The 12,843-nt window shown below is 47.1% G+C and carries 11 protein-coding genes; 4 read left to right on the top strand and 7 right to left on the bottom strand.

Annotated features, from left to right (window positions below; translation table 11 throughout):
- Nucleotides 1-10 precede the first annotated feature (10 nt).
- Complete coding sequence (locus tag PRUB_RS25425) at nt 11-1,378, bottom strand: leucyl aminopeptidase family protein (protein WP_010380998.1); 1,368 nt, start codon at nt 1,376-1,378, stop codon at nt 11-13.
- Between the two features lie 114 nt (nt 1,379-1,492).
- Nucleotides 1,493-1,873: a hypothetical protein gene (locus PRUB_RS25420; RefSeq protein WP_040645637.1), complete on the bottom strand. Its 381-nt coding sequence runs from the start codon at nt 1,871-1,873 to the stop codon at nt 1,493-1,495.
- A 445-nt stretch (nt 1,874-2,318) separates the two neighbouring features.
- Here PRUB_RS25420 and PRUB_RS25415 point away from each other — a divergent pair, with 445 nt between their 5' ends.
- Both PRUB_RS25415 and PRUB_RS25410 read left to right on the top strand, forming a co-directional pair.
- Entirely contained in the window at nt 2,319-4,979 is a 2,661-nt protein-coding gene (locus PRUB_RS25415) for a TonB-dependent receptor plug domain-containing protein (protein WP_010380992.1), read from the top strand.
- Between the two features lie 92 nt (nt 4,980-5,071).
- The gene (locus PRUB_RS25410) at nt 5,072-6,517 is read left to right on the top strand and encodes a tetratricopeptide repeat-containing sulfotransferase family protein (RefSeq protein WP_010380991.1); all 1,446 of its coding nucleotides are present in this window, start codon (nt 5,072-5,074) and stop codon (nt 6,515-6,517) included.
- Here the strand turns inward: PRUB_RS25410 and PRUB_RS25405 are convergent, their stop codons facing one another.
- Nucleotides 6,518-7,423, bottom strand: a complete 906-nt coding sequence (locus PRUB_RS25405; protein WP_010380990.1) for an alpha/beta fold hydrolase — start codon at nt 7,421-7,423, stop codon at nt 6,518-6,520.
- A 152-nt stretch (nt 7,424-7,575) separates the two neighbouring features.
- On the opposite strand from PRUB_RS25405, the gene rlmF reads away from it, so the two are divergent.
- Complete coding sequence (gene rlmF / locus PRUB_RS25400; RefSeq protein WP_010380988.1) at nt 7,576-8,442, top strand: 23S rRNA (adenine(1618)-N(6))-methyltransferase RlmF; 867 nt, start codon at nt 7,576-7,578, stop codon at nt 8,440-8,442.
- Nucleotides 8,443-8,454: 12 nt separating this feature from the next.
- On the opposite strand, the gene PRUB_RS25395 is transcribed toward rlmF, so the two are convergent.
- The 4 genes from PRUB_RS25395 to PRUB_RS25380 form a co-directional block, all read right to left on the bottom strand.
- Complete coding sequence (locus PRUB_RS25395; protein ID WP_010380985.1) at nt 8,455-9,036, bottom strand: thymidine kinase; 582 nt, start codon at nt 9,034-9,036, stop codon at nt 8,455-8,457.
- A 63-nt stretch (nt 9,037-9,099) separates the two neighbouring features.
- A complete protein-coding gene (locus PRUB_RS25390; RefSeq protein WP_052026474.1) occupies nt 9,100-9,930 on the bottom strand; it encodes a type 2 periplasmic-binding domain-containing protein in 831 nt (276 codons plus the stop codon).
- 73 nt (nt 9,931-10,003) lie between these two features.
- Nucleotides 10,004-10,468: a methylated-DNA--[protein]-cysteine S-methyltransferase gene (locus tag PRUB_RS25385; RefSeq protein WP_010380981.1), complete on the bottom strand. Its 465-nt coding sequence runs from the start codon at nt 10,466-10,468 to the stop codon at nt 10,004-10,006.
- 189 nt (nt 10,469-10,657) lie between these two features.
- A complete protein-coding gene (locus PRUB_RS25380; protein ID WP_010380980.1) occupies nt 10,658-12,016 on the bottom strand; it encodes an AlkA N-terminal domain-containing protein in 1,359 nt (452 codons plus the stop codon).
- A 355-nt stretch (nt 12,017-12,371) separates the two neighbouring features.
- Here PRUB_RS25380 and bfr point away from each other — a divergent pair, with 355 nt between their 5' ends.
- On the top strand, nt 12,372-12,842 hold the full coding sequence (bfr, locus tag PRUB_RS25375) for a bacterioferritin (protein ID WP_010380979.1): 471 nt from the start codon (nt 12,372-12,374) through the stop codon (nt 12,840-12,842).
- Nucleotide 12,843 lies beyond the last annotated feature (1 nt).

The following is a 12,843-nucleotide window of genomic DNA, read 5'->3' as shown; positions in this document are numbered from 1 at the left end:
TCAGAATAAATTACGACGCGTACCGCTGCTCTAGATACGCAAAGGTCGCTCTGAGGCCAAGCCCTTCGCCGCCAACAGGTCGGCCAGGTAAGGCGCGTATGTTCCACGCCATCACATCAAAGTGCACCCAAGGAGTCTGTTCAGGCTCGACAAACTCTTTCAGATACAATGCTGCGGTGATTGACCCACCAAATGGTGTAGAACCACAGTTTGCCATATCTGCAACGTCGCTCTTAAACAGGGCTTTGTATTGATCGAACAAAGGCAGCTGCCAGATCGGATCCTGAAGCGCATTACCTTGAGCGATCATGCCATTGGCCACTTCCTGATCTGTACTATAGAAGCCCGGCAATTCTGTTCCCAGCGCTATCCGGCAAGCGCCTGTCAAAGTAGCGAAATCAATCAACAGATCCGGTCCATCCGCTTGTGCTTCTGCCAGTGCATCACACAACACAAGGCGACCCTCTGCATCTGTGTTGTCAATTTCAACTGTCAGACCCTTGCGCGTCTGGATAACATCACCCGGACGAAATGCATTACGCGACACGGCATTCTCAACCGCCGGGATCAATACCCGCAGACGTACAGGCAAACCGGCCGCCATAATCATATGCGCCAGGCCCAGCACGTGAGCAGCCCCACCCATGTCTTTTTTCATGTTACGCATGCCGGAGGCCGGTTTGAGATCCAGACCACCCGAGTCAAAACAGACACCTTTACCGACCAAAGTCAGTTTGGGTGCATGTTCATCACCCCAACTCAAATCCAGCAGGCGTGGCTTATTTTCACTTGCTCTGCCAACCATATGAATCGTTGGATAGTTGTGTTCCAGTAATTCATCACCGACGATTTGAGTAAGCTGTGCACCAAATTGCGCAGCCAGCTCTGTACAGATCTCTGCCATATGTTGCGGCATCATGTCCGCCGCAGGCGTGTTGACCAAATCTCTTACTAAATAGATGGCATCAGCTTGATCCTGCAATTTCTTCAACATCGTTTCTGACTCAATCGCCAATTTTGCACTCGGCGCAGATGCCTTCTTGTATGCATCAAACGTATAGGCACCTAACAGGTAACCAAGCGCAGCCTGTTCAACAAATGCCTCATCACCTTGCAGTTGATAAGTGCCTTGCGGTAACTGAGCAGGTAAATCGCCAGCCAGCCACATATCATCCAGTGAATCGACCAGGCTCAGTACGGCCTGAATGTCGCCATTTTGAAGGTCTGGGATAAGTAAAGTTTTTTGCGTTTTCTGTCTGGTGGCCAGCGTGATGCTTTTAGCTTGTGGCGCATTTTCCTCTAGCCATTCGCTAAGCTGGTTTTCCTTAATAAAATGTACCGGTATTCCTTGTGATGAGTGAACAAGTAAATTACTCATACGTGCCTCTTGAATTACATAAACCTGACAAGAGAATACCAAGGTGGGAAAAATATTTCACTCACTGGATGCACAAAGCACAGTAATAAAGTGGGAACAGCTATCTGCTGACTCTTAGTCAGCTGATTTGTCAGAATTTTTAGGCTTTTTGCCCAAAGAGAACGAACTGGGTAACACATCAACCCCTAACCACTGGCCGAGCTTCACAATCAGGGGAATGGTAATGGGCGCAAAAGGCAATAAAGCAAACACCCCGAGACCCAGTCCTTTTAAAATATCAAAAAACTGCTGATTTGCCGCTGCCAGCTCTTGCTTTGACACTCCCCCCTGAGGGTATCGCTTATAAATATCCAGCATCTCACGGGTTTCTTGCTTTTCCTGAGCCAACGCTATTTTCAATCCGACCAAAGCACGTCGAAGCCTGATTTGCTGACGCTTCTTGCTTATCCTTGCAACTCGTATGGGCGCTTTGTGTACTACTTTAATTAATCGCATTAACATACTTGGGAAATCTTAGTATTGCCAATACTAGCAGAAATAAAAACGAGGCGTTAGCCTACGTAAGTCTGACCTCCAATCTCTCACCAATTAGTCTAATACCCGCTTGGCAATAACAAATGAGCGAGTTAGATGAAGAATACAACAGTTCACATTTTAAACATCTCAACAAAAAAACGCGCTGGAGTGCGCAATAATGACATTTTGGTGAACATATTTCATGCTGAAATGTACCTTAAAAAACACCAAGAAAGACTGTTTTTTGTACCACAAACAAAAAGTTATTGAAAAATTTGACCTAGTAAAATTCACTGCTACCTTTAAAGGTGCAGTGAACATATTTGCAATTATCTTTAATAACTAGTACACATTAGGTTAATGCGAGATGTGCAACTTGTGTATATTGTAAGAAATGACAACATATAATAACTGGGGAAACAGGATGAAACTACAGACAAACGCGCTAAGTCGTGCGATTAAATTTGCATTAGCGTCAACAGCAACAATGGGGTTGGCGGTAACCAGCGTACAGGCAGAAGAGGCCGATGCTGGTGCCGAAAACAAAAAAATAGAAAAAATCGCGGTGGTGGGCTCACGTGCTGCACCACGCTCGGTTGGTGATTCTCCCGTGCCTATCGATATCATCGGTGGCGACGAGATAAGCAAAGCCGGTGGCGACGACATGCTGGAATTGTTGAAAGGGTCCGTTCCTTCTCTCAACGTTCACGCCAACCCTATCAGTGACGCAGCCAGCTTGGTTCGTCCAGCAAACCTGCGTGGCCTGCCAGCAGACTCAACTTTAATCTTACTCAACGGTAAGCGCCGTCACCGCTCTTCCGTTATCGCCTTCCTAGGCGGTGGTATTAATGATGGTGCACAGGGTCCGGATATTTCCGTAATCCCCAGCATTGCACTCAAACAAGTGGAAGTACTGCGTGATGGTGCTGCGGCACAATATGGTTCAGACGCCATTGCCGGTGTATTGAACTTTGTACTTAAGGATGCCTCTGAAGGTGGCAGTGTTTCCGTCAAGCAAGGCCAATATTATGAAGGCGACGGCGACACAACAACCATCGAAGGTAACATAGGTCTGCCCTTTACTGACCAAGGTTTCGCTAACCTAAGCTTCCAATATAAAGAAGCCGATCCAACCAGTCGTAGTGTTCAGCGCCCTGACGCGCAAGCATTTATAGATGCGGGTTTACAAGGTGTTAGAGACCCGGCTCAGGTTTGGGGTGCACCAGAAATCAAAGACGACATCACACTGTTTGGTAATGTCGGTCTTGAACTGACCAACGATTCTCAGTTTTACATGTTTGGTAACTACTCTGAACGCGATGTGAAGGGCGGGTTCTATTATCGTAATCCAACAACGCGTCCGGGTGTATACGGCGGTGTGATCCGTAATGTCGACGGTGCCCCTGCACGACGTCACCTGACAGACGAAGCGCAACAAGCAGCCTGGGATGCAGCAAACCCAACGGTACTAGTCGGTTCATTGGATGGCTATGACCAACAGCTGAACTGCCCAGTGGTTGAAATCCAGGCCAATGGTCTGCCGGATCAAGCGGCATTAGATTCACTTGCAGCTGCCAACTGTTTTGCATTTAATAACATCCTGCCAGCAGGCTTTACGCCGTTCTTTGGCGGCAACATAACTGATACTTCTTTGACCATTGGTACCAAAGGAGAATTCACTGATGGCTTCCTAAAAGGCGCATACTACGATTTCAGTGGCTCGGTTGGCCGCAATGAATCACGCTACTTTATTACTAACACGGTCAACGCGTCGTTGGGTCCGGACACACCCATGGAGTTTAGCCCGGGTAAGTATATTCAGCTCGAGAAGAACTTTAACGCCGACTTCTCTAAAGGGTATGACTTTGACCTGGCCTACGATGTTAACGTCGCGGTTGGTTTTGAATGGCACGAAGAAACCTTTGAAGTGATCCCGGGTGATGAAGCCTCATTCATCGCAGGACCATTAACGACCCAAGGGTTTGGTATCGGTTCAAATGGTTTCCCTGGCTTCCAGCCTTCAGCTGGTGGGGAATTCTCGCGTCGTAACTACGCCGCTTATGTCGACATTGAAACGCCATTCACCGAAGAGTTTTTAATGGGTTGGGCACTGCGCTTCGAAGATTATGACTCATTTGGCTCTACCACCAATTACAAAGTGACCTGGCAATATCATGTTACTGAAGACATTGCATTACGTGGCTCTGTTAGCTCGGGCTTCCGTGCACCAACAGTCGGCCAGGCAAACGTGAGTAACGTACAAACCAACCTGAGTAGTGGTGTATTGGTTGACTCGGCGCTGCTGCCACCTACTAACCCAGTTTCCCAGATCCTGGGTGGTACCGAACTTCAGCCTGAAGAGTCGCAAAGTTACACATTCGGTGGTGTTTATCAATCAGGTGACTGGTTCCTGACGATTGACTACTACAACATTCAGGTAGAGGACCGTCTGAGTCAATCGAATAAGATTGATTTGACCCAGGCACAAAAAGAAGCTTTGAAAGCAGATGGTGTACCTAACGTCGACAGCATTGCGCAGGTATCCTTCTTTACCAATGACTTCGATACCACAACTCAGGGTGTTGACGTTGTTGCTAACTACTCTATGGACCTGCTAGGCGGCTTTGCCACTTTCAGTGCTGCGTATAACTGGAATGAAACTGAAGTTGACGAGTTTTCTGTCATCACAGGTGATTTCAAGGTAGCCCGTCTTGAGAAAGACTTGCCACAGCACCGAGCAACCTATACCTGGACGCAACAATGGGAAGAATTCTCAGGCTTCCTGCGCTACAACTACTATGGCGAATATCAGGGTGTACACGTCGACTATGATGCTACCGCTATCATGGCTGACCCAACATTCACATTCGATGCCGAGTTAACTTACTTTGCAACTGAAAATATCAGCCTGACGGTCGGTGCTAACAACATCTTCGACCAGGATGCTGAGAAAGTGGTCGACTTCCTGGAAGATGGCAACACAGAGCTTACGCCGTCAAACACTTGGGGCGGTATCTACTACGAAACGTCTCCATTTGGCATCAACGGTGGCTTCTACTACGTAAAAGCAACATACACCTTTTAACGACTTACTGTAACCCAGAAACAAAGGGGGAAGTAGCTATAGCTATTTCCCCTTTTTATTTCTATCATGTATAAAAAACTATTTATAACCACATGTTACTGCTAGAAAGAGCCTCTGAATTACTCGAAGAAAACCGGCTTCGCGAAGCCGAATTTATGTTCAAACAAGTGCTTAAACAGAATCCAAAAAACGGCAAGGCCCTGTTTGGTCTTGGCAGGATCTGTATGCGGCTCGAACAATACGATAACGCCATCTACTATCTGAAACGCGCCTGCGAACACTTGCCTAAAATGCTCGACCCGCTCTATGCACTGGCTGATGCGTTTGTCGCGGTTGGCTCACCCGTTGATGCAAAAACAGTACTCGAATACACCCTGAGTGTTGCCAGGCATAATGCCCAGGCTCACTATCATTTAGGGCAGTTTTATCTCGACTATGGATTTATCGACAATGCACGAAATGTGTTTGATGCTGGCCTATCTTGCCCTCATTCCGCCATTACGGTTTTTATGCTCCACGAGTTAATCAAACTCACAGAAGGCGAAAAACTAACCGAGTATTTAGCACTGCTCGATACACTCGATGCAGACCTGGATAACCCCAGAATACACATTGTGATTCATTACGCTAAAGCACATGCTTATGAAAAGCTGACAGACATTGATGCGGCTTTTGCACATTACCAGCAAGCCAATGCGGCCCAGCATGCACTCTGTGACTTTCACACCTCAGCCATGCAGCCCTTTTTTGAGTATTTAAAAAGCAGTTTTGATGAGGCTTTTTTTTCAAGACCGCCAGATAAAGTCAGGGCCACGTTTACCCCCGTCTTTATTGTTGGCCTACCTCGCACGGGCTCCACTTTGCTGGAGCAGATGCTGATCCAGCACTCTCAGGTAGGCTCTATGGGTGAAAGTACGGTCATTAGTGACGATATTGTGCCTTACCTGAGCATGCGCAACGAAGCGCCCTTTCCGGATTGCACCAAAACACTGAGTACCTCGATGCTCGACCATTGCCGTAATTTATACGTCGATGAAATAAAACGCCATCGAGTAGCAGAAGAAGCCGTGATCAACAAATTGCCTGCCAATTTCCAGAATATTGGCCTGATCTACAAAATGTTCCCGGATGCCCGCTTTATCCACATGACCCGGGACTTTATGCCAAATGCCTGGTCAGTGTATAGCAATCATTTTGCAGAAGATGAGCCTTACTTCTGCTCTTTACAAGAGTATCAGTTATACAGCGATTTGACCGATGACGTGATGACGCACTTTAAGACGATGCTCCCACGCAACATCCACACTATGAGCTACGAAAAGCTGCTTGAGGAACCAGAGCGGGAGATCCGCAAAGCACTTAACTTTATGTATCAAAAGTACGAGCCTGAATGCATGGAGTTCTATAAAAGCCACAAGGTCGTGTCAACACTGAGTAAAGCTCAGGTGCGCAAGCCGCTGAATACGGCGCCCCTGGTGAACTGGAAAAAGTTCGAGGCACAGATGAAGAAAGAACTGGCTCTGCCCGACCCGCACTAATCAGGTCTGTCCGTAACGTTCGAACCAGGCCAGTAGATCGGAGAACTGGTCGTGGCGCGCGGCGCTGTGCGTTAGCATATTGATATGATCGTAATCATGCTGATGACCATAGCGCCGGCCATATACAGTTATTTCCATAATGCCTGTGCCCGACTCAGCCATAAACTGCCTGATGTCTACCGGCTGTGCCAGTGCTTTGTCTTTGACCCCCGCGATATGTAAAGTCGGTGGCAGTGCCTTGTTTTTTAATGCCGCAGCGTAATCAAAGCCGTCGTCGCTGTCTACCCAGGGTCGGCGTTTCGCCCACTGCACACTCTGTGCATGAGATTTACGCGTTTCATTATCAGAGCCCCATTTAAGCTGACGAGCAGGCAGGTAGCCATGCTTCCTCACCTGCCAGAATGCGAGCGTATACCAGATCAGATTGGCCTTTAGCAGCTTTTCCGGGTGTCGATTATAGAGGCTCCTTTTTGTGCCAAAGTAAACACACGCATTGATATGTTCAATCTCTTCAGGAAACCTGGCCAGAACACTATTCAATAACACCCCACCCCAGGAATGCGCTACCCAGAACTGAGGCCGTTTACCGGTCATTGCCGTGATGTGCGCCAGAATTGCGGGAATATCTTCAACAATTGATTCCGTCTGACCGTGTTTATCCCCTTTGCTGATGGCAGGTTTACTTCCCCCTCTGCCTCGTAAATCCGCCACAAAACACTGATAGCCCTGTTCGGCCAGAAAGGGGGCAAGGCCTTTATTGCTCTGAGTATAAAAGATTTTACCATTTTCAACTGCACCATGGATAAGCAGCACTGCAGGGCCCATTTTCTGTTGCTGATAAATATGGCGAAGATGCAGCTGATACCCTTCCCCAACTGGCACATAAAGCGAGTTTTGTATGATCATGTCAGATTTTTACGTCATTTTTTAAACTCATCGTACCAACGGCATTTTAACATCGCAAGCGGGCTCATTCGGTCTTTGCAGGGAAAGAGGCAGCGCAAAACACATAATTTCGATATAATGGTGTATCAATAAAGTAAGAAAACAATTATTTAATGCACCCCAGAAATAAACACCAACAGGGCTATGACTTCGCCCGTCTTTGCCAGGTCAATCCGGCACTCACGCAACACCTGCGCAACAACCCGCATGGTGACAACACCATAGACTTTAGCGATCGCATTGCAGTGGTTGCATTGAATCAGGCACTGCTTGCCAGCGACTATGGGGTCAAACTCTGGCAACTGCCAGAACCTTTTTTGTGCCCGCCCGTCCCAGGCCGGGCTGATTATATTCATGCGCTGGCAGATCTACTGGCCGATGACAATCAGGGCGAAATCCCAACAGGGAAGCAGATCCGCTGTCTCGATATTGGTACTGGTGCGAACCTGATTTACCCGCTGATTGGTCAGGCTGAATATGGCTGGCAGTTTACCGGCTCTGACATCAACCCTATGGCCGTTTCGGTGGCACAAACCATCGCGAAAGCGAATGGACTGGGGATTAAAATAAAGCAGCAAAAAGATCAGCAGGCCATTTTTCACGGGATCATTAACGCGAAAGAAACCTACCATCTGACGATGTGCAATCCGCCCTTCCATGAAAGTGAGCAGGCAGCCCAAGCAGGAACAGCGCGAAAATGGCGTAATCTGGGCAAATCTCAAAAACCCGGGCAACTGAATTTTGGTGGCCATGCACCAGAGCTATGGTGTCCGGGCGGTGAACTGACGTTCATTAAGTCCATGATCCACGAAAGTCAGGATTTTGCAGATCAGGTTGGCTGGTTCACTTCACTCGTATCGAAAAAAGACAATCTGCCGGCCTTGAAAAAAGCCCTGCAAGCGGTCAAAGCAAGTGAAGTAAAAGTCATTGATATGCAACAGGGTCAAAAAGTCAGCCGCTTTATCGCCTGGTGTTTTTAACTAAGTGTGAGCTCAAAGTCTATTGAGCTCAGCCTTATAGTGCTTTCTACAGACCGACACATAACGGTCATTTCCGCCAATCTCAACCTGGGCACCATCAGCAATTGCATTTCCAGCCGCATCCAGTCGCAGAACGTGGTTCGCCTTGCGACCACAATGGCAGACCGTTTTCAGTTCGATCAGTTTGTCTGCCCAGGCCAGCAAATACTGGGCACCTTCGAACAGCTCTCCACGGAAATCGGTTCTGAGCCCGTAGCACAAGACCGGGATCCCCAGTAAATCAACCACATCGGTTAACTGAGAGACTTGCTGTTTATTCAAAAACTGGCTCTCGTCGACCAAAATACAATCCAGCGCTTGCTTATCATGCGACTGATTGATTAGGTGCAACAGATCCGTTGCTGGCTCGTAAGTATGTGCATCTGCTTCAAGCCCGATACGAGAGGCAACCTTGCCAACGCCAGCACGGTCATCGAGTGCGGCAGTCAGGATAAACGGATTCATACCCCGCTCACGATAATTAAATGCAGATTGCAATAATGTGGTGGATTTTCCGGCGTTCATCGCCGAATAATAAAAATAGAGTTGCGCCATATGCTCGTATCTGCCGCTAAAAAATTCGCGATAGTCTACCCAAACTCTGACAATTAAGCCAGCCTAGTCAAATACCTGCCATGGTACTTTTGTGGGGGTTCGACTGCTGTCCTGCGTATCACCTGGATAGCTTTGGCGATTAATGTAAGCAATGTAGATATGGTGCAGTTCAGAGGTACTCAACGTAGACCATAACGCTTGCGCTGTTGGCGCATGCAGCGCTTTAAATTGCTTCGAAAACGTCAGATAACCAAAGCTAATATCGAGCGGCGGATAAACCGCAGCTAGCTGCTTTCGATAAGGAAAGGCTTCGACCGCTTTACCATCGACCTGACACAAGCCAAATGTGCCATGTACCTTGCCCTTGAGTACTAATTCAAACGCATCGCTTTGTGAATCTGTGTTCAGGATAGTGTATTTATCGCTACCGACAGCGTCAGCAACTGAATACCCTCTTGGCACAGCCAGATTGATGGGGTAACTACGTTCGTGAATGGCGGTTTTTAGTTGTGTCATGCCGACCAGACAAGTACCGAGTCGGCTGATAGAGCTCAGTGTGTCGGGGGAGCCGTCCTCATTAAGTGGATAGGACAAAAAGGCTTGCCGCGCTTGTCGGTAACTGGCAATCACAGCATCAACGCGATTACGTTTTATCTCGTACAAACATCGTTGCCAGGGCTTGCGTACAAACTGAAACTGTACGCCATCCACTTGGGTTTCAAGGTGTCTGAGTATCTCAATGGTTGCGCCCGGGTTTTCCTGCGGCACGTCAAACCCGTTACCCAGAAAAAATGGCGGAATATGTTTATCTTCGTAACACAGTCTGATGGATACTTTCGCAGCGGCCTGGCAGCAAACAAACAAAAATATCAACGACATTACAGTCAATCGCATTAAAACAGGACTTTAGGTCGGGCTTTCTCTTAGTATATAACTCACCTTAAAGCTTGGCTATGAACAGTCTACATTACTGGGTAATTTTTATCCCTTCGTGGGCTAAAAGCCAGGATTTACGTTCCAATCCGCCAGCATATCCGGTCAACTTGCCGTTTGCACCAATAATGCGATGACACGGAACGATAATGCTGATTGGGTTTTTACCATTGGCTGCCCCAACAGCGCGGACCGCTTTTGGATTGTCCAGCCTGTTTGCCATCCAACCATAGGTATTTGTTTCGCCATAAGGGATTTGTCGCAGCAGTTGCCACACCGCTTGTTGAAAAGGCGTGCCCTGGGTGTCCAGAGCAACATCAAACTCACTCCGTTGCCCTACAAAATACTCGGTTAACTGAGTGCAGGCGCGTTTAAGATGCTCATTGGTCCCCTCTGAGTACACAGATTTAGGCGCGAAGCCAACATAACTCAGCCCCTTATCAGTTGCCTGTAAAGTAATATCGCCAACCGGACTGGCCAGATAGGTTTGAATAGTCATAAATTACTCCCTGAACAAACGTGTCGTTATACCAATTTACTTAATTAAGTGTTTTATTTTGAGGCGAGAAAATAGGGTCGATAACCAGGCAAAAATTTCGCTATTTAGTTATTCTAAATGAGAAATTTTTAACGCAGTTAGCGTCATATTTGCTCCTTCAAATAGAACATGTATTAAGTGAAATTGGTATTATTTTATTTGCTGCCATAGCTGAAAAGTCAGATAGCTTCTAAATGGGGCACAGCCAGGCTCATCTATCTGCCCGACCTTATCGATGGCTTTTTGCACTCCGAGATCCCCGCCCAAATAAATATCCGGCGCACTCAGCCCCCGCATGCTTGCATAGTCCACAGTCCAGGGACCTATTCCTTTAATTGCCAGCCAGGATTCTGGTGTGCATTCTGGATCGTCCACATGATGCTGCGCCAAGGCTATTATTGCCTGCTTACGGCGTTCAGGCATTTTAAAAAATGACAGGTCAGATGACGCAATAACGTTTGCTGAGGGAAATTGATACGTGCCATTTTTCTGCTTTTCTCCCAGCTGTTCAACTAACTGGATCATTAGGTTTCTGGCAGCCGTAACACTAATTTGCTGCCCTAAAACAGCGCGTATTCCCGCTTCGAAAGGAGTCCAGATCCCGGGTAATCTCAGCCCGTCCTGAAGCGTAATGTCACTACAATGTTGCTGTAAATGCGTGTTGATAAACGCGGAGTCCGCATCTAAATCCAATACCCGGCGGATATTATTCACCACCAAAGGTAACCCTTTAAGATCGCTGATCTCAATCGTTACTCTGAAGCGGTTCTGAGACTCCTCATAATGCGCAGTAAAGCAACCTTGATAATCGCCCAATCTAAAATTACGTCCGTAAGATGTGTCATCTAACCACTCCAGAGGCGTTACCAAACGATGCGCCAAAAATTCGCACATCGCCTGCCAATTGTAAGGGGGACGAAAGGCCATCATTAATTCAATCTGCTGACTCACTTCAGCACCGTGACGTAAGCTCGATGGCGTAATCTGATAGAGCCGACTAAATGCGTCGTTAAAGCGACGCTGAGAATTAAACCCGCAAGCATACGCGACCTGAGTAACCGGTAAGGCTGTTTGCTGCAACAGCTGCTTTGCCAAGTCACACTGTTTAAACAGCGCATATTTTTTTGGCGCTATACCATAATATTGTTGAAACAGTTTGGTCAGATATCGTGTCGTGATCCCCAATTTGTCTGCCAATTGAGTTACACTTGCACTGCCCAGAAAACCACCATCAATTAACCTTTTCGCTCTGACTGCCGTGGTTTGAGTACCCAGCCAGGCATAACTACCAGGCGCACTGTCTGGTCGACAACGAATGCAAGGTCTAAAACCGGCTTGTGCAGCACAATGCGCATGCTGATAATACTGCACATTATGCTCTTTTGCCGCCGGCGCCGGACATATCGGACGACAATATATACCTGTGCTCTTCACCGCAACATAAAATAAACCATCAAACCGAGGATCCCGGCTCTGTCGTGCTCTGGCACAAACTTCTGAGGAAAACATATATCAACTCTTCTGTGTGACTCAGACTCAGTGTAAAACCAGTGTTGCAAAGGTACTGGCCATTTTCGGAACCCTATAAAAAATACCTGCGGGCTATACCTCTATTATGCGCGCATTAGCGTCACATGAGTAGAGATGACCGGATACAAAATCTCCCAGCCCTGTTACGAAAACTCACTATGGCACGACCAGCCCACTGGGCTATTGCACCTGATTGCTATTTAAAGTCCAAAAACTGAACTGAAATGAGAATAATAATCAGTTGTTAATATGTTGATTTATATAGATTTTTTATTGACATGAAATTATATACACGTACACTGGCGTCAATTTAGAACGAATTGAGGTGACACTTATGCAAGGCAAGCAACAGGTAATTGATGCATTTAACGCACTACTGGCTAATGAGCTCGCAGCCATTGATCAGTACTTTATTCATTCCCGCATGTATGACGACTGGGGTTTGAACAAACTTTATGAGCGTCTTAATCACGAAATGGAAGAAGAAACCACACACGCAGACTGGTTAATCAAGCGTATCTTGTTCCTTGAAGGTGTCCCTAACATGACTAAACGCCGCGATCTGCTTATAGGTAGCGACGTAAAATCCATGATGGAAAACGATCTTAAGCTAGAACTGGAAGTAGTAGAAAGCGTTAAACAGGCCATTAAGATCTGTGAACAGGAGCAGGACTACCAATCACGTGCTGTCCTCGAAAAGCTGCTGTTTGATACCGAAGAAGACCATGTTTACTGGCTAGAACAGCAAATCGGTCTTATCGACAAAATCGGTATCCAAAACTATCTGCAATCTCAGCTGGCGTAAG

The organism is Pseudoalteromonas rubra, from assembly GCF_000238295.3.
Classification (GTDB): Bacteria; Pseudomonadota; Gammaproteobacteria; order Enterobacterales; family Alteromonadaceae; genus Pseudoalteromonas; species Pseudoalteromonas rubra.
The sequence above is the reverse complement of the archived record's forward strand: the minus strand, read 5'-3'. Positions and strand labels throughout refer to the sequence as shown.

Coding starts and splice junctions, on each gene's coding strand:
- PRUB_RS25380 (WP_010380980.1), bottom strand. CDS start 12,016: ATGTTTTCCTCAGAAGTTTGTGCCAGAGCACGACAGAGCCGGGATCCT.
- bfr (WP_010380979.1), top strand. CDS start 12,372: ATGCAAGGCAAGCAACAGGTAATTGATGCATTTAACGCACTACTGGCT.
- PRUB_RS25395 (WP_010380985.1), bottom strand. CDS start 9,036: ATGGCGCAACTCTATTTTTATTATTCGGCGATGAACGCCGGAAAATCC.
- PRUB_RS25415 (WP_010380992.1), top strand. CDS start 2,319: ATGAAACTACAGACAAACGCGCTAAGTCGTGCGATTAAATTTGCATTA.
- PRUB_RS25425 (WP_010380998.1), bottom strand. CDS start 1,378: ATGAGTAATTTACTTGTTCACTCATCACAAGGAATACCGGTACATTTT.
- PRUB_RS25410 (WP_010380991.1), top strand. CDS start 5,072: ATGTTACTGCTAGAAAGAGCCTCTGAATTACTCGAAGAAAACCGGCTT.
- PRUB_RS25385 (WP_010380981.1), bottom strand. CDS start 10,468: ATGACTATTCAAACCTATCTGGCCAGTCCGGTTGGCGATATTACTTTA.
- PRUB_RS25405 (WP_010380990.1), bottom strand. CDS start 7,423: ATGATCATACAAAACTCGCTTTATGTGCCAGTTGGGGAAGGGTATCAG.
- PRUB_RS25420 (WP_040645637.1), bottom strand. CDS start 1,873: ATGCGATTAATTAAAGTAGTACACAAAGCGCCCATACGAGTTGCAAGG.
- PRUB_RS25390 (WP_052026474.1), bottom strand. CDS start 9,930: ATGCGATTGACTGTAATGTCGTTGATATTTTTGTTTGTTTGCTGCCAG.
- rlmF (WP_010380988.1), top strand. CDS start 7,576: ATGCACCCCAGAAATAAACACCAACAGGGCTATGACTTCGCCCGTCTT.